Origin of the sequence: Streptomyces sp. LN549 (genome assembly GCF_043203805.1) — a bacterium.
Taxonomy (GTDB): Bacteria; Actinomycetota; Actinomycetes; order Streptomycetales; family Streptomycetaceae; genus Streptomyces.
On the sequence record NZ_JAZHRI010000002.1, the window covers coordinates 3453075 to 3473642 of the forward strand.

Annotated in this window: 21 protein-coding genes; 13 read left to right on the forward strand and 8 right to left on the reverse strand. The window is 70.1% G+C overall.

Going from position 1 to position 20568, the window contains the following annotated elements; translation table 11 throughout:
- Position 1: 1 nt before the first annotated feature.
- On the reverse strand, positions 2-517 hold the full coding sequence (locus SH922_RS15390; RefSeq protein WP_393058523.1) for an RNA polymerase sigma factor: 516 nt from the start codon (positions 515-517) through the stop codon (positions 2-4).
- 206 nt (positions 518-723) lie between these two features.
- On the opposite strand from SH922_RS15390, the gene SH922_RS15395 reads away from it, so the two are divergent.
- On the forward strand, positions 724-1329 hold the full coding sequence (locus SH922_RS15395; protein ID WP_393058524.1) for a TetR/AcrR family transcriptional regulator: 606 nt from the start codon (positions 724-726) through the stop codon (positions 1327-1329).
- A 6-nt stretch (positions 1330-1335) separates the two neighbouring features.
- Here SH922_RS15395 and SH922_RS15400 read toward each other — a convergent pair whose 3' ends face one another.
- Both SH922_RS15400 and SH922_RS15405 read right to left on the reverse strand, forming a co-directional pair.
- On the reverse strand, positions 1336-2040 hold the full coding sequence (locus SH922_RS15400) for an SGNH/GDSL hydrolase family protein (RefSeq protein ID WP_393058525.1): 705 nt from the start codon (positions 2038-2040) through the stop codon (positions 1336-1338).
- A gap of 117 nt (positions 2041-2157) precedes the next feature.
- Positions 2158-3117 (reverse strand): bifunctional lysylphosphatidylglycerol flippase/synthetase MprF, encoded by a 960-nt coding sequence (locus tag SH922_RS15405; protein ID WP_393063578.1) that lies wholly within the window; start codon positions 3115-3117, stop codon positions 2158-2160.
- A 301-nt stretch (positions 3118-3418) separates the two neighbouring features.
- Between SH922_RS15405 and SH922_RS15410 the strand changes: the two genes are divergently transcribed.
- The 10 genes from SH922_RS15410 (at position 3419) to SH922_RS15455 (ending at position 12659) form a co-directional block, all read left to right on the forward strand.
- On the forward strand, positions 3419-5032 hold the full coding sequence (locus SH922_RS15410; RefSeq protein ID WP_393063579.1) for an aldehyde dehydrogenase family protein: 1614 nt from the start codon (positions 3419-3421) through the stop codon (positions 5030-5032).
- Positions 5033-5064: 32 nt separating this feature from the next.
- Positions 5065-6207, forward strand: a complete 1143-nt coding sequence (locus SH922_RS15415; protein ID WP_393058526.1) for an acyl-CoA dehydrogenase family protein — start codon at positions 5065-5067, stop codon at positions 6205-6207.
- 14 nt (positions 6208-6221) lie between these two features.
- Positions 6222-7526 (forward strand): aspartate aminotransferase family protein, encoded by a 1305-nt coding sequence (locus SH922_RS15420; protein ID WP_393058527.1) that lies wholly within the window; start codon positions 6222-6224, stop codon positions 7524-7526.
- Positions 7519-8028 (forward strand): type II toxin-antitoxin system RatA family toxin, encoded by a 510-nt coding sequence (locus SH922_RS15425; protein WP_393058528.1) that lies wholly within the window; start codon positions 7519-7521, stop codon positions 8026-8028. Before SH922_RS15420 ends, SH922_RS15425 begins: the two co-directional genes overlap by 8 nt.
- Complete coding sequence (locus tag SH922_RS15430; RefSeq protein ID WP_393058529.1) at positions 8028-8513, forward strand: hypothetical protein; 486 nt, start codon at positions 8028-8030, stop codon at positions 8511-8513. The genes SH922_RS15425 and SH922_RS15430 overlap by 1 nt, the downstream gene beginning before the upstream one ends.
- Positions 8510-9070: a flavin reductase family protein gene (locus SH922_RS15435; RefSeq protein WP_393058530.1), complete on the forward strand. Its 561-nt coding sequence runs from the start codon at positions 8510-8512 to the stop codon at positions 9068-9070. Before SH922_RS15430 ends, SH922_RS15435 begins: the two co-directional genes overlap by 4 nt.
- Positions 9071-9418: 348 nt before the next feature.
- On the forward strand, positions 9419-10030 hold the full coding sequence (locus SH922_RS15440; RefSeq protein ID WP_393058531.1) for a hypothetical protein: 612 nt from the start codon (positions 9419-9421) through the stop codon (positions 10028-10030).
- A 61-nt stretch (positions 10031-10091) separates the two neighbouring features.
- The gene (locus SH922_RS15445; RefSeq protein WP_393058532.1) at positions 10092-11093 is read left to right on the forward strand and encodes a beta-ketoacyl-ACP synthase III; all 1002 of its coding nucleotides are present in this window, start codon (positions 10092-10094) and stop codon (positions 11091-11093) included.
- A gap of 73 nt (positions 11094-11166) precedes the next feature.
- Positions 11167-11421: an acyl carrier protein gene (locus tag SH922_RS15450; protein ID WP_393058533.1), complete on the forward strand. Its 255-nt coding sequence runs from the start codon at positions 11167-11169 to the stop codon at positions 11419-11421.
- The gene (locus SH922_RS15455; protein ID WP_393058534.1) at positions 11421-12659 is read left to right on the forward strand and encodes a beta-ketoacyl-[acyl-carrier-protein] synthase family protein; all 1239 of its coding nucleotides are present in this window, start codon (positions 11421-11423) and stop codon (positions 12657-12659) included. Before SH922_RS15450 ends, SH922_RS15455 begins: the two co-directional genes overlap by 1 nt.
- Positions 12660-12679: 20 nt before the next feature.
- Here SH922_RS15455 and SH922_RS15460 read toward each other — a convergent pair whose 3' ends face one another.
- The 5 genes from SH922_RS15460 to SH922_RS15480 form a co-directional block, all read right to left on the reverse strand.
- Complete coding sequence (locus SH922_RS15460) at positions 12680-13432, reverse strand: BTAD domain-containing putative transcriptional regulator (RefSeq protein WP_393058535.1); 753 nt, start codon at positions 13430-13432, stop codon at positions 12680-12682.
- A 71-nt stretch (positions 13433-13503) separates the two neighbouring features.
- Positions 13504-15195 (reverse strand): nitrite/sulfite reductase, encoded by a 1692-nt coding sequence (locus tag SH922_RS15465; RefSeq protein ID WP_393058536.1) that lies wholly within the window; start codon positions 15193-15195, stop codon positions 13504-13506.
- 97 nt (positions 15196-15292) lie between these two features.
- A complete protein-coding gene (locus tag SH922_RS15470; protein ID WP_393058537.1) occupies positions 15293-16522 on the reverse strand; it encodes a hypothetical protein in 1230 nt (409 codons plus the stop codon).
- Entirely contained in the window at positions 16519-17529 is a 1011-nt protein-coding gene (locus SH922_RS15475; RefSeq protein ID WP_393058538.1) for a hypothetical protein, read from the reverse strand. The genes SH922_RS15470 and SH922_RS15475 overlap by 4 nt, the downstream gene beginning before the upstream one ends.
- Entirely contained in the window at positions 17483-18214 is a 732-nt protein-coding gene (locus SH922_RS15480; protein WP_393058539.1) for a hypothetical protein, read from the reverse strand. Before SH922_RS15480 ends, SH922_RS15475 begins: the two co-directional genes overlap by 47 nt.
- 664 nt (positions 18215-18878) lie before the next feature.
- Here SH922_RS15480 and SH922_RS15485 point away from each other — a divergent pair.
- The gene (locus SH922_RS15485; protein WP_393058540.1) at positions 18879-19562 is read left to right on the forward strand and encodes a phosphoadenylyl-sulfate reductase; all 684 of its coding nucleotides are present in this window, start codon (positions 18879-18881) and stop codon (positions 19560-19562) included.
- 88 nt (positions 19563-19650) lie between these two features.
- Positions 19651-20568, forward strand: a complete 918-nt coding sequence (cysD, locus tag SH922_RS15490; protein ID WP_393058541.1) for a sulfate adenylyltransferase subunit CysD — start codon at positions 19651-19653, stop codon at positions 20566-20568.

Genomic DNA, 20568 nt, shown 5'->3' on the forward strand with positions numbered 1-20568 from the left:
GTCAGCCGGTCAGGCTCTCCTCGTACCAGCGGCGCAGCCGGGCCCTGGCGCGGGTGAAGGCGCTCTCCGCCGCCTTGTCGGATATCCCGAGCCGGCTGGCGAACTCCCGGGTACTGATCCCGTTGACCCGGGCGAGGATCACCTCCTGCTCCCGCCCGGCCAGCCGTTCCACCTGACGCAGCACCCACGCCTCCTCGTGCGCGGCGCATATCTGCTCCTCCGGCCCCGCCGCCTGTTGCATCCAGGTCGCGCGCAGCAGGCGCCGGTGGCGTTCGTCGCGGCGGTGGACGTCGGTGCACAGGCGCAGGGTCACCGTGGTGAGGAACGGCCCGATCCGGTTCTCGTCGAGATTCCGGAAGGTCGCCGCGCGCAGGAGTGCCTCCTGCACGCAGTCCTCCGCCTCCTGCGCATCGGCGAGCCGCGACCGCGCGAGGCGCAGGATGCGGTCCCGGTGTGTCAGGAGGAGGGACCATCGCGTGGCCGCCACGTGTGTCACGGGCGGAGCGGTGGATTGCATGTGGGTGACCTCCTTGACCGGACCGGTCAGAGGAATACTCGGCAGGCTCCGGGCGGTCGCCCGCAGCGTTGTCGCACCTTGCGCCTGGGAGGTTACATTCCAACGGACGGTATGTCGATTGGTGGATGGGGCACTGTACTTCCGGTATGCGGCTGACGCGTCTATCGTGGATGGATCACACATGTCGCAGTACACGGACGATCCGGATGACCATGGCCAATCAGCGCACACGTCGTACTCAGGAAGAACGCTCCCGGACCACGACGAACGACCTGCTCGCCGCGGCCCGGAGACTGTTTGCCCGGGACGGATACACAGCCACGTCCCTGGACGCGATCTGCGAGGAGGTGGGTGCCAGCAAGGGCGCTCTCTACCACCACTTCAAGAACAAGCGCGAGCTCTTCCGCGCGGTGTACGAGGCGGAGCAGCACCGGCTTTCCAGCGCCATCGCCCAGACCTACACGTTCTACGACGACCCCTGGGAAGGGCTGTACCAGGGCATGCGGGAGTTCCTGGTCGAATCGATGGAGCCCAGCGTCCAGCGGATCACCCTCATCGACGCCCCGGGCGCGCTGGGCTGGTCCGACATGCGGGAGATCCGTTCCGACTGCCGGCGCATGATGGCCTACGGTCTCGCGCAGGCGCTCGGCAAGGACCACCCCCGCAGCGAGATCACGGCGATGGCCTCGATGATCCACGGTGCCGGCTGCGAGAGCGCCATGTCGATGGCTCACCGGGACAACAGCGACGAACTGCTGGAGGCCACGCTTCTCCAGTTCCGCAACATCTTCAAGACCTTCGCCCAGTCCTGACGCACCTCAGGCCCATTCCCTCAGCGAGCCGAGGTGGGCCCCCAGCGCGCGAACGACGGCGGCGGCCACGATCGCATGGCCCCGCATGGTCAGCCGCCGGCCGTCGGCGCCGTGGAGTCCGGGCCGTTTGCCCGCGGGATGCCCGGCGAGGTCCACATGGATGCCGCCGTGCTGCATCGAGACGGCGTGGGTGCGTTCGGCCAGCTGCCGCAGCCGGGTGCTCGGGGCGTCCTTGCCGCCCCTCGCCTGCGGTGCCCCCGCCCCGGCCGCATCGAACCAGCCCACCGTGAGGACATCACAGCCCGCGTCCCGCAACGGCCGGATGATCCGGCCGAGTTCGGCCCCGACGGTGTCGATGTCGAAGGAGGCGCGGAACGCGTCGTCGCCGCCCGCGGCCACCACGGCGAGGTCCCCGCAGAATTCCAGAGCCGGCTTGAGCTGACGAGCCCGGACCGCCGATGCCGGGAGGTCCCGATGTCCGAGGTTGAGGTAGGCGGCGGACGGCTGCACCGTACGCAGCGCCTCGGCGACCCGGTCGGCCCACCCGGCCCTGCGGTATCCGTGAACCGGCTCTCCCCGGCCCGTGGCGTCCGTGTCGCCGACCACGAGAAGGCGCCGCCACGGGGCGCCGGCCAGCAGCGGGGCCACCCGGTCCGCGTGGAGGCAGTGCGGGTCCTGGTCCTCTCCCACCGGTTCGGCATGCGATGCCACCTTCGGTCCTCCGCTCCGTCACGTACGCCGGCCCTCGCACGGCTGCCGGGCCGGCAGACCGACGCCTGCCCGTCCGGCCCCACCGTGCCAAGAGTTCCGCCCCGACGCAGCTTGTTTTCATACGGACTTGGTGACACGCAGGATCTGCCAGATCGCCCCGAGGCTGGCCCCGCGTTCGAAGGCGAGGTACTCGGGAAGGACGAGCTGCGGGCCCCATTTCTCCTTGTAGGCCAGCTGGGTGCCGGCCGGGTACACCGCTGCCCCGTGCTGGGCGAGCAGCCGCATGAACTTCCCCGTCAGCGGACTGGCGGACGGCACCTCATGCTCCGGATCGAGCCCGGTGAACGGCGTGAAGCCGAAGTGCAGCCACTGCGCCTTCTCTTCGATGAAGCGCTCCGTGGCATGCAGGTTGACCGCTTCCATCACCCCCGGCGGGGCGTCCGGCAGCCGCCGGCTCAGGTCATGCAGCTGACCGCTGCGGGACCCGAAGGCCGGGCTGTAGGAGATGTAGGCGACCGGTGCGCCGTCGATACGGCCGAGGAAGAGCCGCCGGTGCTCCTGGGCGGGCCCGCCGAGCTGCCCGACGAGGAACTCGATCTCCTTGACGTGCCTGCCCTTCGACCGCAACCACGGCCGGTCGATCTCCTCCAGCTCCTTCGCGCAGCTCTCCCAGGGCGCCTCGCTGACCTCCAGGCCGCTGCGCCTGGCCCGGGAGATCTTGTTGCGCAGCTTCACGAACCTGGTCCCCCGCAGGCTGAACGACGAGAGATCGAGGGAGTACGACGCACCGACCTGATTGATGGTGAAGCCGTGCTCCGCATAGAGTCCGACGTCCTCCCGCTGCACCTGTATGGCCACGATCCGGCATCGTTCGGACCGCGCGAAGGCGCGGAACCCGCTCAGCAGCCGGTCCTGGTCCCGCTCCGCGGCGAACACCCCGCCGAACTGCACCAGATACCGCCCGGAACGGCGGTAGGAGATGAGCCCGTCGACGCCGGGAACGGTGAAGTGCCGGTTCCCCTCGTTCAGCGCGAGGAAGGCACTGGGGTTCTCGCCGTGCGCCCGGAGACTGTTCAGACGGGCAAGGAACTCATCCGGACCACCCGCCTCCGGTGTTTCGCTCCGCCGCCGCTGTGATCGGTTCACCGCACCCACCCTCCAACGCCTGCCCATGAGTCGACAGAGGCTTTCAGGGCCGGGATGAAGCGTGCTGAGAACACGGTCTCAGCGCCCTCTCCGTACATTCTCAGCCCGCTTCGCAAGAGTCGCTCCCCGTACGCCAGCGTTCACCAGGAAGGCGGGGACCCGCGTGACCAGCGTCGATCAGACCGTTCCGAAACTCCGGGAGTCCGGCAGAAGGCCGGCGGGACCGGGGCAGATGCGCACCTTCTCCTCCTACGTCAACGGCACCGACCGGGACAGCGAGGACTGGGTATACGTCATCGACGCGGATGCACTGCTCGATGACGCGTTTGCCAGTCTCACCCTGAAGCGCAAGCTGGAACGCGGCCTCCTGGAGCCTGTCGGCCTCCCGCCGAGCGTGGTGGCGAAGATCGCCAAGGCAGACCGGAAGACCGTCCAACTGGCCCTGGAGGCAGCGGCCTCGGCCGCTCCCCTGTGGGCCGCGTTCCCCCTGGAGACCCGGCTGGAACGACTCGGCCGGCTGATCCACGCACGGATAGTCGACCGGGCCGAGGACATCGTCGACGTCCTCGTCCAGGAGGGCCACCCACTCGCACTGGCCCGGTGGCAGGTGTCGGGCATGCTCGACTGCTTCGGCCCGCAGTCGCTCGGCTTCTACCGGTCGCAGATGCTGCAGGAGTTCCGGGAGCGCGACAGGCAGCTGTCCGTGCGCCGGCTGCCGGACGGCGTGGTCTGTCTCAACCCGCCGCAGAACGCTCCGCTCTCCAGCTCACTGCTCGGGGTCACGTCCCTCATGGCGGGCAACTCCCTCGTGGTGAGGGCCCCGCGCAGCGCGCCGCTCGGCGCCATGTTCATCCTGCACGAGGTCGTGGTGCCCGCACTCGACGAGGTCGGCGCACCGCCGGGCACGCTCAACGTCGTGTGCGGCGACCCGGCGCCGATGCTCTCGGCCTGGCTGGACAGCCCGTACGTGAACGACATCATGTACTTCGGGAGCAGCGAGAACGGCCTCCCCTTCGAGGAACGGTGCGTCGCCGCAGGCAAGAAGCCCATTCTGGAACTGGCCGGCAACGACACCGTCGTGGTCTGGAAGGACGCCGACCTCGAACTGGCCGCCGAGGCGCTCACGGAGAGCTTCTACGGCTCCGGGCAGCTGTGCATGATCCCCAACCAGGTGGTCGTGCACCCCGATGTGGCGGAAGACCTGATCAAGCACGTCGTCCGGGCGGTGGGGCACGTACGCCCGGGGCACGCCTGGGAAGAGGACGTGCTGCTCACCCCGGTGCTCCGGAACGAGAAGTTCTTCGCCTGTCTGCGTGACGCGGTGGAGAAGGGCGCCGAGATCGCCTGCGGCGGGCACGCCATGCAGCTCGACGAGACCAGGGACCCGGCCGGGATCTTCCTGGAGCCGACGGTCGTCGTCGTCCGGGGAATGGACGGTGCCCGGGAGATCCAGGCCGTCCGCAGCGAGACGTTCTTCCCGCTGCTCCCCGTGGTGATCGCGGACCCCGAGCCGGACGACGTCCTGCTCGACCGGTTCGTCGACTACGTCAACTCCAACGCGTACGGACTGCGCAACTCCGTCTGGGCACAGGACTCATCGGTCGTCGACGCGTTCGTGTCCCGGATCAACAAGGGCGGGCTCCTCAAGGTGAACGACTCCCACATCGGGTTCCTCCCCTTCCTGCCCACGCACGGCGGTACCGGGCTGACCGGCGGTGTCTTCGGTGAGGCCAACTACCCCATCCTGCGGACCTCGCACCTCCAAGGGCTCAGCGTGAGCCTCGGGTCCCGCCCCAGGGAGGCCGTGTTCGGCGCCTGGCAGGCCAGGCAGTCCCGGAACCGCTGAATTCCATCAGCCGCCTACACGAGAGAATCCTCATGCGTTCATTGGATGCCGCACGCCAGATCTGCGAGGGCTATCTGCCGGGCCTGCTGGACCGTCTGGCCGAGATCCCGCTGGACGAACTGGAATCGCCGGACAACCCCTCGATCGAGATCTTCCGCGGCCACGGTGGCCCCGGGCTCGTCATTCCGAAGACCTACGCCGGAGCGGGCGCGGGACCGCTGGACGCACTGGCCGTCACCCGGGCCCTAGGCGCGGCCGCTCCCTCACTGGCCGTCGCGACCACGATGCACCACTTCTCGGTGGCCACCCTGTTCACCCTGGCCGAAAGCCTGCAGAGCAGCGGTGCGGAATGGGCCCTCCTGGAAGGCATCGCAGAACAGAACCTGCTGGTTGCCTCCGGATTCTCCGAGGGACGCCCGGGGCAGGGAATCCTCTCCCCGAACATGCAGGCGACCCGGGCCGAGGGCGGCTATCTGATCAACGGCTCCAAGAAGCCGTGCAGCCTCTCGCGTTCCATGGACCTGCTCACCGCCAGCGTCTCGCTGCCGGCCGCGGACGGTACGGACGAGCAGGACATGGCCGTCCTGCTCGTCCCCAAGGACGCGCCGGGCCTGACCGTCCACCCCTTCTGGGGGAGCTTCGCCCTGGCGGGGGCGGAGAGCGACGAACTGCGTCTCAAGGACGTCCTCATCAGCGAGCAGCAGCTGATGCGGACGGAGAAGACCGACGCGGGCCGCATGGACGCCCTGCAGACGGTCGGCTTCATCTGGTTCGAGCTCCTCATCTCGGCCTCGTACCTCGGCATGGTCAGCTCGCTGGTCGAGCGGGTCGTGCAGCGCGGACGGGGCAGCGACTCCGACCGGGCGCGGCTGATGTGCGGGCTGGAGAGCGCCACCCTCCTGCTGGAGAGCATGGCCCGGATGATCGTGGCCGGGGAGACCGGCAACGAGTCCCTGGCCAAGACCCTGGTGGCCCGCTACGCCGCCCAGGACGCCCTCGCGGCCTGTACGGGGCAGGCCGTGGAGCTGCTCGGCGGGATGGCGTTCGTCGGTTCGTCGGAGGTCGCGTACCTGGCGTCCGCCTCGCACGGCCTTTCCTTCCATCCGCCGTCGAGGGCCAGTTTCACCGAGCCGTTCCTCGACCACATGGCCGGCCGGCCGCTGAAGATCGTCTGAGGAGTCCGATGGCCATGTCCTCCACCGGGAAGAGCACGCAGGACGGCCTGTCACCGGGCCGCGAGGAGCTGGGAGAGCTGTACCGCCGGCGCCTGAACCGGGGGCGCGCGACGCTGGGCGAGATGTTCGGCGGTCACATCGAGACCCGGTCCCAGGGCGCCTGGGTGTACACATCCGAGGGAAGACGGTTCCTCAACTGCGGCGGCTACGGCGTCCTGTTGATGGGCGCCTGCCACCCCACGGTGATACGTCACGTGTCGGAGCAGTTGCACCGGCACCCCGTCGCCACCCGGGTGTTCCTGGAGCCCCAGGCAGCCCTGGCGGCCGACGCCCTGGTCGCCGTCGCACCACCCGGCCTGGAGCGCGTGCACTTCGCGGGCTCCGGCGCGGAGGCGGTGGAGACGGCGATCAAGATGGCGCGGACCCGCGGTCACCGGCGGCTGGTGTCGACCGTCAACGGCTATCACGGCAAGACCATGGGGGCGCTGAGCCTGACCGGCCGCAGCGTGTTCCAGGAGCCGTTCCGCCCGCTGCTTCCCGGTGTGGACCACGTGCCGTACGGCGAGACCGAGGCTCTGGAGAAACTCCTGTCCGGCATGCCCGGCGAGGCCTGCGTGATCGTCGAACCCGTGCAGGGCGAAGCGGGCGTCGTCATCCCGCCCGACGACTACCTGCCCCGGGTGCAGGAGCTGTGCCGCAGCTACGGCGCCTTCTTCGTCCTGGACGAGGTCCAGACGGGACTCGGCCGGCTCGGTACGTGGTGGGGCGCCGACAGGGCGGGGGTCACCCCGGACGCTCTGCTGGTCGGCAAGGGGCTCAGCGGCGGCGTGGTGCCGGTCTCCGCCGTCGTGGCGACGCCGGACGCGTTCTCGGTCTTCGACCGCGATCCGTATCTGCACACCTCCACCTTCTCCGGCGCTCCGCTCGCGATGGCCGCCGCCCGGGGCGCCCTGGCCGCGCTCCACGAGGACGATCTCGTCGAACGCTCCCGCGTGCTCGGCGAGGAACTCCTCCCCCGGCTGACGGAGATCGCCCGGTCCCACTTCGGCGGGATCCTTCGCGAGGTACGGGGCCGGGGCCTGCTGCTGGGCTTCGAGTTCGACCGGCCGGGAGTGGCGGGCGACCTGCTGATCGAACTGGTCGAGCAGGGCGTCGTCGCCAACCACTCGCTCAATTCCGACTTCGTGCTCCGCCTCACCCCGCCCGCGGTCCTGAACCGGGCCGAGACGGATTTCCTCTACGAGGCATTCGATCGCGCCTGCCGCCTGCGGGCCCCCTCCTACTCGGACCAGACGGAAGGCGATTCACCCCATGCGTAGTGCTCATGTGACCCTCGGCGTACCGGACGCGGACACGGGGACCGCCTTCAAGCGGGTGCGGGACTTCGCCCGCTACCCCGAACTCGTCGACGTCGTCCGGTCGGTGACCGTGCGGGGCGGCGGCGACAGCGCGGAGATCAGCGACTGGGAGGTCTACTTCCGCAACGGAGTGCTCCGTTGGACGGAGAGCGACCTGATCGATCCGGCGGCCCTCACCATCTCCTTCGCCCAGGTGGACGGTGACTTCGAGTCGTTCTCCGGCACATGGGCCGTCGTCCCCGACGGGGCCGGCTGCCGGATCAGCTTCGACACGGAGTTCGACTTCGGCATTCCCAGCCTGGCCGGCATCCTCGACCCGGTCGCCGAGAGGGTCTTCAAGGAGACCATCGCCCGAGTCGTACGCGGGCTGTTCCCGTCCGCCGAGGTGATCGGCGACCCGTCCGTCGCCCGCGCCCTCGAACAGAGCCTCGCGCAGGCCGCTCCGGGAGCGGGGAGGAACTGATGGACGCCAAGAACCTCTTCGAGACGCGGACGACGTACCGGCTCGTCCGGGCCGAGTACGCGCTGGGGCTCGTCGTCGCCTCGGTCCTCTTCTTCACACACCTGGACGAGATCCGCTGGCTGCCGTTCGTGGCGCTGTTCGTCTACATCGACCTCATCGGTTACATCCCGGGGGCCATCGCCTTCCACCGCAGCCGGTCGAAGAAGATCTCGCAGGTCTACTACGTCCTCTACAACGTCATGCACAGCCTGGTGACGCAGGGCCTGGTGACCCTGGCGTGGATCTGGCTGGCCGGTGCCGAGTGGGCCCTGCTGGCCCTGCCGATCCACCTCTTCGGCGACCGCTCGCTGTTCGGGAACTTCCTCAAGCCGTTCGCGCTGCCCTTCGAGCCCGTGCCGCACCCCTCGTACCTGCGTCTCAGGGACGAGGTCGAAGGGGCCGGGCGGAGCACCGCGGCAGCGGTCCGGGGTGCGGAGGCGACGTGATCGAGACAGTGACCGACCAGCAGGCCGGGACGCTCCGGGCCGGCCTGCCCGGAGAGGTACGGGAGGCGACGCACCGGATGGCCACCGGCGTCTCGGTCCTGACCTGCGGCGGCCCGGAGACGGTGGAGGGCGTCACCGTCAGCACGCTCGCCGTCGCCTCGCTCAAGCCCCCGGTGGTGTCGGTGGCGCTGCGGGAGGGCAGCCGGGGGCTCCACGCCCTGCTGACCGTCTCCCACTTCGTGGTCAACACCCTCGCCGGCCACCAGTCCGATGTGGCACGCCACTTCGCCTCCCGCGAACGGAGCAGCGGGACATCGCAGCTGCCCGACGCCAGCTGGGAGGGGCTCAGCTCGCAGGGCATTCCGCTGCTGCACGACGCGGTGGCCTGGCTGGAGTGCCGGGTCACCCGCACGGTGCGGGTCGGTGACCACCGGGTGGTCTTCGCCGGAGTGACCGGCTCGGCCCACCGCAACGCCACCCCGCTCGTGGGGCTGGCCGGGAAGCTCTACTCCGGCCCCTTCACCCACGACACATCCGATTCGGAGAGGGACCAATGACCGACCCCAACACCGTTCCGTCCGAGGCCGACTGGGAGAGCGCACCGTCACTCGTCGACGGCGCGATGGAACTCCAGCTCACGGCCGAGACCTGCGATCTGCAGTACTGGCTGCGCTCCGTGCCCCAGGGAACGCTGCGGGGCCAGGTGCTCGGGCACGCCGAGGACTCCCGGCCGCTTTCCGTCGTGTCCGAGCCCGGCCCGCTCAACAGCGCCCTCACACAGGAGCTGGCCTTCCGCTCCATCGCGGAGGAGAAGGCCACACGCGCCATCTCGTACCTGGTGGCGCTCGCACCCGACAACCCCTCGCTTGAGTTCTACGCGACGCAACTGCTGGACGAGGCCCGGCATGCCATGGTCTTCCGCAGCCATCTGCTGGAGCTGGGCATCGGGGCGGCCGACCTGTGGACCTCGATCGAGCGGCTGGCCGGCGACGACAGCAGGCGGATCCTCGTGCCGCTGGAGGGAGTTCGGCCTGCGCGCCCTGCGCGACCAGCAGGACTTCATCGGCGGCGTCGTCATCCTGACGGTGCTCGTCGAAGGGGTGCTGGCGCCCTCGGCCGAGCTCAGCGAGCGCAAGTGGCGCATCCTCGACCCCGGGGCCTCCGAGGTGGAACGCGGTGCCGGGATCGACGAGATCCGTCATCTGACCGTCGGCAGCTCCATCGCCCGCGAGTACCTGCTGGCGCACCCCGAGGAGAAGCCCCGGATCCTGGAGCTGATCCAGGAGGGGTACGCCCTCTGGGAGAAGCTGCCGTCGAACGAACTGGTCCTGCGCCGCGAGGAGCTCTTCCAGCAGGGGCTCGAACAGCACGCCGGTCTGGTCGGCGACTACGAGATCTGGCCGGGCCGCAGGCTGGTGGACACCACCGCTCAGGAGCGCGCGGAGACCGCACACGAGTGGTCCGCACGCATGCAGCGCACACGGATGGTGTACATGGGGCTGGAGGAAGCCCTGTGACAGCCGTCCGGCGGGCGGACGACACGGCCCGGAGCGTTCCGGCAGGCCGGGCGGGTGCCCTGTGAGCCGCTCCGCCGTGCTGTGCGGTCTGGGCTCGTGGCTGCCGCCCCGGTGCGTGACGAACGACGAACTGGCCGAGGAGCTCGACACGTCCGACGCCTGGATCCGCAGCCGTACGGGTATCGGGCAACGCCATGTCGCCGACGCGTCCATGGCCACGTCGGATCTCGCTGTGGAGGCGGGGGCCCGCGCGCTGAAGTCCGCGCAGATCGGCTCCGTCGATGCCGTGATCCTCGCCACCGCCACGCCGGACCGGCTGTGCCCCGCCACCGCGCCGGGCGTGACGGCGCGGCTGGGCCTGGGCCGGGTGCCCGCGTTCGACGTGGCCGCGGTGTGCACGGGTTTCCTGTACGCCCTCGCCACCGCGGCCGGACTGATCGCGGCCGGGACCGCCGACCGGGTCCTGGTCATCGGTGCCGACACGTTCTCCCGCATTCTGGATCCCGCGGACCGGTCCACCCGGGCGATCTTCGGCGACGGAGCGGGGGCCGCGGTCCTGCGGGCCGGGCAGCGGCACGAGCCCGGCGCGCTCGGTGCGGTGCAGCTGGGCAGCGACGGGTCGGACGAGGACCTCATCCGTATCCCGTCGGGCGGCTCCCGCGACCCGTTCCGCGCCGCGACCGCGCACGAGGCCGACCCGTACTTCCGCATGGCGGGCCGGGCCGTCTTCCGCCGGGCCGTGGAGTGCATGGCGGAGTCCTCGCGCCGTGCACTCGCCGGGTCCGGCTGGGCGGTGGGCGACGTCGACCGGGTCGTCTCCCACCAGGCCAACCTGCGCATCATGCACGCGCTCGCCGACCAGCTCGTGCTGGACCGTGAACGCTGCGCCATCCATCTGGACCGCGTCGGCAACACCTCTGCCGCGTCCGTTCCGCTGGCCCTGGCCGACGCGGTCGCGGGCGGCACCGTCCGGCCCGGCCACCGGCTCCTGCTCACCGCGTTCGGCGGTGGTCTGACGTGGGGTGCCTGCACTCTGCGCTGGCCCGAAGTCGAGCCGGTCTGACGATCCGGCGCCACCCCTGCGGACCTCGCCGGGACTGCACACCGACCACGTGAACCCGAAGGAGAAACCCCTCATGAGTGACACCTACGACCGCCTGGTGACCCTGCTCGTCCGCGTCTGCGGCCTGGAGGCGGAAGAGATATCCCCGACCGTGACGTTCCGCGCGCTGGAGGTCGACTCGCTGGCCCTGGTCGAGCTGGGCCTGGCCGCGCAGCAGGAGTTCGACACCCCCATCGAGGACGACGACCTGGAGCTCGACGCCACGGTCGCCGAAGCCGCGGCCATGGTCGAGCGGAAGCTGGCGGACTCCATGGGAGTGACCGGCTGATGGCCGACACCAGGCCTCCTTTCGACGCCGCGGTCACCGGGATAGGCATGGTGACCGCGGCCGGTATCGGCACCTCGGCGTCGTGGAACCGAATCTGCCAGGGCAACAGCACGGCCGCCGTCCGGGTGCCCGCCCTGGCCGGCACCCGGGCGGACTTCGGCTGCGCGGTGCCCGACTTCGACGCGGCAGCGTCCCTCGGGCGGCGCAAGGCGTTGCGGCTCGACCGCAGCAGCCAGTTCGCGCTGGCCGCCGCGGCCGAGGCGCTGGCCGACTCCGGGCTGGACACCGCGACCTGGGACGGTGCACGGGTCGGCGTGGTGCTGGGCAGCGGCATCGGCGGCGCCGCCACCTGGGAGAAGCAGCACGACGTCCTGCTGGAGCGGGGCTTCAACCAGGTGTCACCGATGCTCATCCCGATGCTCGCCGTGAACATGGCCGCCGGGTACGTGGCCATGGAGTGCGGCGCGCGGGGACCCAACTTCGTCACCGCGACGGCCTGCGCCTCGGGCACCACGGCCGTCGGAACAGCCCGTGAACTGCTGCGCTCCGGTATGTGCGACGTCGTCATCACCGGCGGTACGGAGGCCTGTCTGGTGCCGTCCATCGTCTCGGGGTTCAGCCAGATGGGGGCGCTCTCCTCCCGTACGGACGCCCCGGGCGACGCCTCCCGCCCCTTCGACGTGGACCGGGACGGCTTCGTGCCCGCCGAGGGTGCGGCCGTCCTGGTGCTGGAGCGGCCCGCCGACGTACGGGCCCGTGGCGGCCGCATCCACGCCATGGTCAGCGGGTACGGGGCATCGGCCGACGCCCATCACGCCACCGCCCCCGATCCCGAGGGAAGGGGGGCGGAGCTGGCCCTGCGGACGGCACTGAGGGACGCCGGGCTGGAAGCGGCGGACATCGCCCACGTCAACGCGCACGGCACGTCCACGCCGCTCAACGACATCACCGAGGCCCGGCTGATCAGCCGGGTCCTCGGCGACCGTCCCGCGGTCACCTCCGTCAAGGGCGTGGTGGGGCATTCACTGGGCGCCGCCGGCGCCATCGAGGCGGCGGTCACCGCCCTGTCGGTGGAGCACCGGCTGGTGCCTCCGACGGCGAATCTGCAGAGTCCCGACCCGGCCGTGGACATCGATCTGGTGGCGAAGGTCGCGCGCGAGGTACCCGCCGGAGCGGGGGTGAGCAACTCTTTCGGGTTCGGCGGACAGAACGCGGTGCTCGTCCTCACCGCCGGCTGAGCTGCACGCCCGCTTCCGCGTCAGGCCTGGGACAGGATCTCGTCGAACGTGTCCCGCAGCTGGGCACCGGGTTCCAGTCCCAGGTCGCGGACCAGCCGCTGCCGGGTCCGGCTGTAGGCGTTGATGGCCTCGCACTGCCGGCCCGAACGGAACAGCGCGGTCATCAGCTGGCGGCAGAAGTGCTCACGCAGCGGGTGACGCATGTGCAGCCGCTCCAGCTCCGGTATGGCGACCTGATGCATGCCGAGATCGAGCTGCGAGTCGATCCGCCGCTCCTGGGCGATGAGCCGCGTCTCCTCCAGATGGGCATACGCCATGCGGCAGATGAGCCCCTGCCCGGTGTCGTAGAGCGCGGGGCCGCGCCAGAGCGCCAGTGCGCTGTCCAGCGTGGCGAGCGCCGATTCCGGGTCGCGTTCCAGCAGCGGGGCCGCTCCTTCGACGAGCGCCGTGAAGCGCAGCGCGTCGACGTGGGTCCCGGGCACCTGAAGGCTGTAGCCGGCCGGGGTCGTCTGGACGAGTCCCCGGAGACTCTCCTGTCCGATACGGGTCACCAGCAGGCGGCGCAGCCTGGCGATGTGCCCCTGGAGGGAGTTGACGGCGTCCCGCGGAGGGTGCTCCTCCCACAGTTCGTCGATGAGTTCGTCCCTCGACACGACCTTCCCCGGGGACAGGGCCAGGACCGCGACGATCGCCCGCAGCTTCTCGCCGGGCAGTCTGAATCGCACGTTGTCGTCGTCGATGATCTCCAGGGGGCCCAGCAGGGCGATGTGCATGGATCGTTCCTTCCTCACAGAAGTAACTGCGCCGATTCCGGCGACGGGAGCGGACAGCGCACCCGGTGACGTCATCTGAGCTCTTCCTCGGGAGCGCTGTCGGCCCAGTGCGCGAACGACTCGTCCGCGTCGGACCGGCCGGCCAGATAGCGCAGGGCCAGCCGCTCGATGTAGTCCGGCAGTTCGTCCGCCGTGACCTTCAGGCCGCGGAGTTTCCTGCCCACCCGCCCGTCGCTGTCGCGGGACAGGGCGAGCGAGCCCCCGAGGTGGACCTGGAAGCCGTCGACCTGGCTTCCGTCCGGTCCGTTCATCACCTGTCCCTTGAGGCCGATGTCCGCGATCTGGGTGCGGGCACAGGCGTTGGGGCAGCCGTTCACATTGATGCTGATGTCGATGTGCTGGTCGCGCAGGCGCTGTTCCAGTTCGGTGATGACGGTGGCCGCCCGCTGCTTCGTGTCGACGATCGCGAGCTTGCAGTACTCGATGCCGGTACAGGCCATCGTGTTGCGCCGCCACCCGGAGGGCTCGGCCTCCAGCCCGAGGCCGCGCAGCGCACGGACCAGCGGCTGCGGCTGCGCCACGTCGAGGACCAGCAGCTTCTGGTGCGGCGTCAGGCGGATGCGCGTGGAGCCGTGAGCCCGCGCGACGTCCGCCAGGGCCGCCAGCATGGTGCCGGACGTCCGGCCCACCACCGGAGCGGCGCCGACGTAGTAGCGGCCGTCGCGCTGGCGGTGGACGCCGATGTGGTCGATGGGCCGGTCGGGCAGCACCGGCGGCGGCCCGTCCTCGAGACGGTGGTGCAGGTACTCGTCCTCCAGTACGGCGCGGAACCGCTCGACGCCCCAGTCGGCCACCAGGTACTTGAGCCGGGCGCGGTTGCGCAGCCGCCGGTAGCCGTAGTCCCGGAAGAGCCGGGTCACGCCCTCCCACACCTCGGGCACCCGGTCCAGCGGTACCCACGCCCCGAGACGCTGCGCGAGCATCGGGGCGGTGGACAGGCCGCCGCCGACCCGGATGTCGAAGCCGGGTCCGTGTTCGGGGTGCACCGCGCCCAGGAAGGCCAGGTCGTTGATCTCGTACGGGACGTCCGCCAGCCAGGTGACGGCGGACTTGAACTTCCGCGGCAGGTTCGACAGTTGCGGGTCGCCGACGAACCGGGCCGTGATCTCCTCGATGGCCGGGGTGGCGTCGATCAGCTCGTCCTCGGCGATGCCGGCCACGGGGCTGCCGACGACGACGCGCGGACAGTCGCCGCACGCCTCAGTCGTGGAGAGCCCGACCTTCTCCAGGCGGCTCCAGATCTCGGGCATGTCCTCGATGCGCACCCAGTGCAGCTGGATGTTCTGGCGGTCCGTGATGTCGGCGGTGTCGCTGGCGAACTCGGTGGAGATCCCGGCGATCACGCGCAGCTGGGCGAGGTCGAGGCGCCCGCCGTCGATCCGCACCCGGAGCATGAAGAACTCGTCCTCCAGCTCCTCCGGCTGCAGCGCTGCGGTGCGGCCTCCTTCGATGCCGGGCCGGCGCTGCGTGTAGAGCCCCCACCAACGGAAGCGGGACCGCAGGTCGGCCGGGTCGATGGTGGCGAATCCGCGGTGCGCGTACACCTCCTCGATCCGCTCCCGCACCCGCAGCGGGTCCTCGTCCTTCTTGATCTCCTCGTTGGAGTTCAGGGGTTCACGTTGTCCGTACGCCCACTGGCCCTCGGTGCGGGTTGCCGCCGGCCTCACACGCGCCGACGGCGCGCCGTCCGCTCTGTCCGTCATCCTCGGTGCCTCTCTGCGAATGGGTGGGGTGAACCGGGCAGCGGAGATGGCCCGGGCGACGGGCGAGACGGCCGCCGTCCGGACCGTTTCCGCGTGATCACAGCCTGAGCGGAGCCGAGACGGGAATGATCATTCCGCCCGGCAGCCACTCCGCGCCCTTGTGCTCGTGCGCCGGCATGCCCGGCACGTTCACCTCGGACGCGGCGAACAGCCGGACCGGCGACCCGGGTTCCTCTCCTCGCTCGGCCGCCCACGCCTCGTATCCGGCGGCGCTGGGCAGCTCTCCCGGAAGGCGCCGGGACAGCGCGGAGAGATAGGCGTTCGGTGCGGCGTCCCGCGGCGCGTACCGCAGCGCGACGACCTGTCCCGCGCTGGAGGTGAGCAGATCCGGTGAGAGCAGCCAGGGCGCCAGGTAGGTGCCCCGTGCGACCATTCCCGCGTCGTCGACCGCGCGCAGGACCGTTTCCGCCCCGGCCCAGCCCGACACGATGACCACGGGGCGACGGGCCTTACCGGGGGCCGTCACCTTCATCTTCTTCCGGGCGGCAGCCGCCCGTACCTGTGCGGCGGCCGACCGGCTCCGTGCTGATCCGTCCTCCACCAGGGCGATCGCGGGCTCTCCCCGCTCCGCCAGGAAGTGCACGATCGCGCGGAGCGCGGAGGCGTCCTGTGCCGTGAGCCGGTCCGCCGGGCACGCCTCCAGGGGCTCGTCGCGCCCCGCGAGTACCGCTCCGACCGCGGCGCCGGCACATTCGGGGCCGTCGGCGCCGCGCAGCGCCGCGGCCGGTCCGCCCGCGCTGCCGGTGTCGACCTTCAGGGACCCGTTGCGGGCCCCGGCCGACACGTACAGCGTGCTGGCGCCCTCCGGCAGCTCCACGCCGACCCATGACCGGCTGGATCCCGGCCGCAGGGTGCCCGCCGCGAGTGCGTCGGGGCTGAGCCCGGCCGAGGCCTGGGCCTCGCCGATTCCCACGAGGTTGAAGCCGGGCCGGTTGGGCACGACCACGACCGGCACCTGCTTGCCGCTCAGTTCCACCTGCTGCACCAGCGGCACACCCGGCGTCGTGGCCGTCTGCGCCCGGTCGTCGTTCCCGGTCACGGTCATCCCCAGCAGGACCACACCTGCCACGACCGCGGCGGTCACGCCGATGACGGTCGAGCGCCGCCGCAGCCATCCGTACCGGAGGAGCAGTACGACCACGGCCGCGCCGGCCGCCAGCAGCAGTGCCCCCAGCGGGATGGTTTCGGCGGCTCGCATGGACAGTCCCAGCTGCCCGTGGCGAAGGGGGCCCGCCACGGGCAGCTGGAGCGAGCTGGCAGTCGTCACCGCAGGACGCCGTCACTCACCACGAAGAGCACACCGTGCGGTCGTGCCTCACCGAAGTCGCCGTGCGGCCAGGACTTCCTGTTGAAGCTCACACAGGGGGCTCCGGTCACCTCGTCGCGGAACCTGGTGTCCATCGCGATGCCGGCGGTGCCGCCGAGGTTGAACATGCACACCCGGTGGTCACCGTCGCCGCCGAACGCCCCGGCCAGGAAGTAGTTGGCCGTTGCCACCCGCTTGACCCTGGTGGCCTCGCGGTAGGTGCCGTCGTAGGTCCTCTCGAAGTTGTCCATCGCGCCCCAGTGCGGGCCGCCGTCGGTGGTGTCCCGGATGGGCACCGTGCCGACGAGTGCGGGACAGTCCGACTCCTTGCCGCCGTCGTAGACCTCACTGAGCTCGTCGATGCTGCACTTCGTCGCCGTGCCGCCGGCGAGGAGCTTCTGGATGTCCAGCACGTAGACCATGCCGGTCGTCCGGTCCAGGGGCTCTCCGTACGGCTTCGACGAACCCATGACGGTGTGGAACAGGTAGCGGTCGTCCGGACTGACCGCCAGCCAGCTGGAGTTGTCGCCGCCACCGGTGAGCGAACCGTCCGGGTGGAAGGTCTTGTACGCCGTGGTGTCGTCGAGCACTTCCTTCCACTTCGGCTCCGGCACCGTGATGTCCGGTGTGTAGAAGACCGCTCCACCCGTCATGGACGAGACGAAGGCACCCTTGTGGCCCGGCTTGTTGGTGAGCGCGGTCTCCATGAGCACGCGGGACTCACCGAAGATGGGGTCCTTCTCCTGAGCGGCCCTGGGCCCGTCGGGCACCTTCGTGACGGAACGCAGTTCGGGATCGCTGCGGTCGCTGATGTCGAAGACCCGTACGGTCTGCCGCGCCAGGTCCTCACGCAGCTCGACGTCGGGCTTCACGAAGTTGCGGGCTTCCACGAAGTCGCTCGCCACCATGATGCCGAGGTCCTCACGCACCGCGATGCCGTGCGGGTTCGCACAGCTCGCCTCGGTCATCGTCGGGCACGTTGCCGCACTGCACCGGGTCCTCGCCGCCCTTGACGGCCGCGGGGATCTCGGCGAGCGTCTTGCCGTCCTTGCCGATGTGGACGATCTCACCGGGCGATCCCGCCGCTCCGTTGCCCTCCCGCACCTCGCCGTTGGTGTACGTACAGGGGCCGGTGACGTTCGGCCCGCCCATGTACGTGCCGTACGCGGTGCCGTCCTCGAGCACCTGGTAGGCGTCGGGAAGCGTGCCGCACGGGGTGTCGGTGGAAGTGTTGACGCCCACGACGCTCAGGGCGGGCAGCGCCTTGGTGTCGAAGACGAACGTCGTGTCGGAGAGGATGCCTCCGGCGTACAGCCGGTCGCCCTTGTGCCACACGTACTGCATGTGGTGCGGCTCGTTGCCCTTGCCCGGCCCCATCGTGACCGTGTTGACGACGTCGCCGTAGCTGGGTGAGCCGGGCGTCGCGTCGATCACGGTGAGGAAGTCCGGCGCCGTCGTGTCCGCCGGCCCAGCCCAGGCGAGGAGCCACTCGCGGCCCTTGCCCTTGGCCGTGGGCAGCAGGTGATTGGTCGCCGTGTACGTCGTTCCGTTGGACGCGGTGAATCGGGACGTCGACTCGGTCACCGTCCGGCCCCGGGAATCGTCCGCGGACTGGGCGGGCCGGCCCGCCGCGGTGAGCAGGCTGGTTGTCACGCCCACGGCCATGACACACACGAGCGCGCGTCGCGTGAACCCCCGTGGGCGTATTCGGGGAACTCTCATTCCGTAAGTGCCTCTCTCCTCGGTCTTTCGAACGCCCCGACGGCCGCGGACACGACTGATTACCGTGCCGACAGCCGAGGCGATCCCAGAATGCGGTGCGCCGCGCATTCCATACGCGTACGGGGCAGCCGCTCAACTGGTCAGTGAATGATTCACCGGTACTATCGCAGAAGCCGCTGACTCAGCACTGACATGATGCAGATTCCACCATTCCACTTTCCCGGAACCGGCCGCCAAGTGGGGATTCTTCTGCGGTCAGCGGTATGTCAGCGTCATGTATGCGGCCGTTGCTAGTGTGGCCACATTCGACGGACCGGCTGAATCCCGGCACTCCGCCCGCTCACCCGTTGTTCGCCGTATCGCAATTGACACAGCATGCAGCACGGGACAGGGCACAGATTCTCTTCGCATCAGGAGAACTCGTGACTGAGCACACAAGGACATTCACCTGCCAGTACTGCAGTGAGGGAATTCTGGTGCCGTCCGGAGAAAACCGCGTGAAATGGGAATGCCTGTCCTGCAGGATGCCCGTCACTCTGTCCTTCATGGGACTTCTCGGCCACATCATGCAGAGCGTGCCCCAGGGGGCCGGCGAATGACCGGTCCGCAGGAGCTGGCCGTGCGTGCGGGCCGGGAGCTGGAGGACGCCTCCGCGCAGGAGGTCCTGGAGTGGGCGACCGCGACGTTCGGCAAGCGGTTCTGCGTGACGTCGTCGATGGAGGACGCGGTCGTCACCCACCTCGCCTCACGGATCCTGCCCGGGGTGGATGTGGTCTTCCTCGACACGGGTTACCACTTCCCCGAGACGATCGGCACGCGTGACGCGGTGGAGGCGGTGATGGACGTCAACGTCATCACGCTGACGCCGCGCCAGAGCGTGGCCGAGCAGGACGCCGAGTACGGGGCGAAGCTGCACGACCGCGACCCGGACCTCTGCTGCGAGCTGCGCAAGGTCAGGCCCCTCGAAGAGGGACTGACCTCGTACACGGCCTGGGCCACCGGGCTGCGCCGCGACGACTCCCCCACCCGGGCGAAGACGCCGGTGGTCGGCTGGGACGAGAAGCGGCGGAAGGTCAAGGTCTCGCCGATCGCCCGCTGGACGCAGGACGACGTCGACGCGTATGTCGCCGAGCACGGGGTGCTCACCAACCCGCTGTTGATGGACGGTTACGCCTCCGTGGGCTGTGCTCCCTGTACCCGCCGGGTGCTGGAGGGCGAGGACGCACGGGCCGGCCGCTGGGCCGGGCGCGGCAAGACCGAATGCGGGCTGCACGACTGATGACGACTGATCAGGAGACTTCGATGAGCGTGACGGAGACCGGGGGCATCATCCGTACGCCCCGCCTGTGCGGCCCCCTGGGGCTCGGATGACGACGGCCGCACCACGGAGGACCACGCTGCCGCACCTGGATTCGCTGGAGTCCGAGGCGGTGCACATCTTCCGTGAGGTTGCGGGGGAGTTCGAGCGGCCGGTGATCCTGTTCTCCGGCGGCAAGGACTCGATCCTGATGCTGCACCTGGCACTCAAGGCGTTCGCGCCCGCGCCGGTGCCGTTCACGCTGCTGCACGTGGACACCGGGCACAACTTCCCCGAGGTCCTGGAGTACCGCGACCGCACGGTCGCCGAGCACGGACTGCGTCTCCATGTCGCCTCCGTCCAGGAGTACATCGACGCCGGGAAGCTCCGCGAGCGCCCCGACGGCACCCGCAACCCGCTGCAGACCGTGCCGCTGACCGAGGCGATCCAGCAGCACCGCTTCGACGCCGTGTTCGGCGGCGGCCGACGCGACGAGGAGAAGGCCCGCGCCAAGGAACGGGTCTTCTCGCTGCGCGACGAGTTCTCCCAGTGGGACCCGCGCCGCCAGCGCCCCGAACTGTGGCAGCTCTACAACGGCCGCCACGCCGCGGGCGAGCACGTCCGGGTCTTCCCGATCTCCAACTGGACCGAACTCGACGTGTGGCAGTACATCGAGCGCGAGGGCATCGAACTCCCCCGGATCTACTTCGCCCACGAACGCGAGGTCTTCAACCGCTCCGGCATGTGGCTGACCGCGGGCGACTGGGGCGGCCCCAAGGACCACGAAACAGTCGAAACCCGCCAGGTCCGCTACCGCACGGTCGGCGACATGTCCTGCACCGGCGCCGTCGACTCCGACGCCACCACCCTGGACGCCGTGATCACCGAGATCGCCGCCTCCCGCCTCACCGAGCGGGGCGCGACCCGCGCCGACGACAAGATGTCCGAGGCCGCGATGGAAGACCGTAAGCGCGAGGGGTACTTCTAA

What these genes read in the sequence shown, in the direction of transcription:
- SH922_RS15390 (WP_393058523.1), bottom strand. Translation starts at nt 517, where the DNA reads ATGCAATCCACCGCTCCGCCCGTGACACACGTGGCGGCCACGCGATGG.
- SH922_RS15395 (WP_393058524.1), top strand. Translation starts at nt 724, where the DNA reads ATGACCATGGCCAATCAGCGCACACGTCGTACTCAGGAAGAACGCTCC.
- SH922_RS15410 (WP_393063579.1), top strand. Translation starts at nt 3,419, where the DNA reads ATGCGCACCTTCTCCTCCTACGTCAACGGCACCGACCGGGACAGCGAG.
- SH922_RS15415 (WP_393058526.1), top strand. Translation starts at nt 5,065, where the DNA reads ATGCGTTCATTGGATGCCGCACGCCAGATCTGCGAGGGCTATCTGCCG.
- SH922_RS15420 (WP_393058527.1), top strand. Translation starts at nt 6,222, where the DNA reads ATGTCCTCCACCGGGAAGAGCACGCAGGACGGCCTGTCACCGGGCCGC.
- SH922_RS15425 (WP_393058528.1), top strand. Translation starts at nt 7,519, where the DNA reads ATGCGTAGTGCTCATGTGACCCTCGGCGTACCGGACGCGGACACGGGG.
- SH922_RS15430 (WP_393058529.1), top strand. Translation starts at nt 8,028, where the DNA reads ATGGACGCCAAGAACCTCTTCGAGACGCGGACGACGTACCGGCTCGTC.
- SH922_RS15440 (WP_393058531.1), top strand. Translation starts at nt 9,419, where the DNA reads ATGCCATGGTCTTCCGCAGCCATCTGCTGGAGCTGGGCATCGGGGCGG.
- SH922_RS15450 (WP_393058533.1), top strand. Translation starts at nt 11,167, where the DNA reads ATGAGTGACACCTACGACCGCCTGGTGACCCTGCTCGTCCGCGTCTGC.
- SH922_RS15455 (WP_393058534.1), top strand. Translation starts at nt 11,421, where the DNA reads ATGGCCGACACCAGGCCTCCTTTCGACGCCGCGGTCACCGGGATAGGC.
- SH922_RS15460 (WP_393058535.1), bottom strand. Translation starts at nt 13,432, where the DNA reads ATGCACATCGCCCTGCTGGGCCCCCTGGAGATCATCGACGACGACAAC.
- SH922_RS15465 (WP_393058536.1), bottom strand. Translation starts at nt 15,195, where the DNA reads ATGACGGACAGAGCGGACGGCGCGCCGTCGGCGCGTGTGAGGCCGGCG.
- SH922_RS15475 (WP_393058538.1), bottom strand. Translation starts at nt 17,529, where the DNA reads ATGACCGAGGCGAGCTGTGCGAACCCGCACGGCATCGCGGTGCGTGAG.
- SH922_RS15485 (WP_393058540.1), top strand. Translation starts at nt 18,879, where the DNA reads ATGACCGGTCCGCAGGAGCTGGCCGTGCGTGCGGGCCGGGAGCTGGAG.
- cysD (WP_393058541.1), top strand. Translation starts at nt 19,651, where the DNA reads ATGACGACGGCCGCACCACGGAGGACCACGCTGCCGCACCTGGATTCG.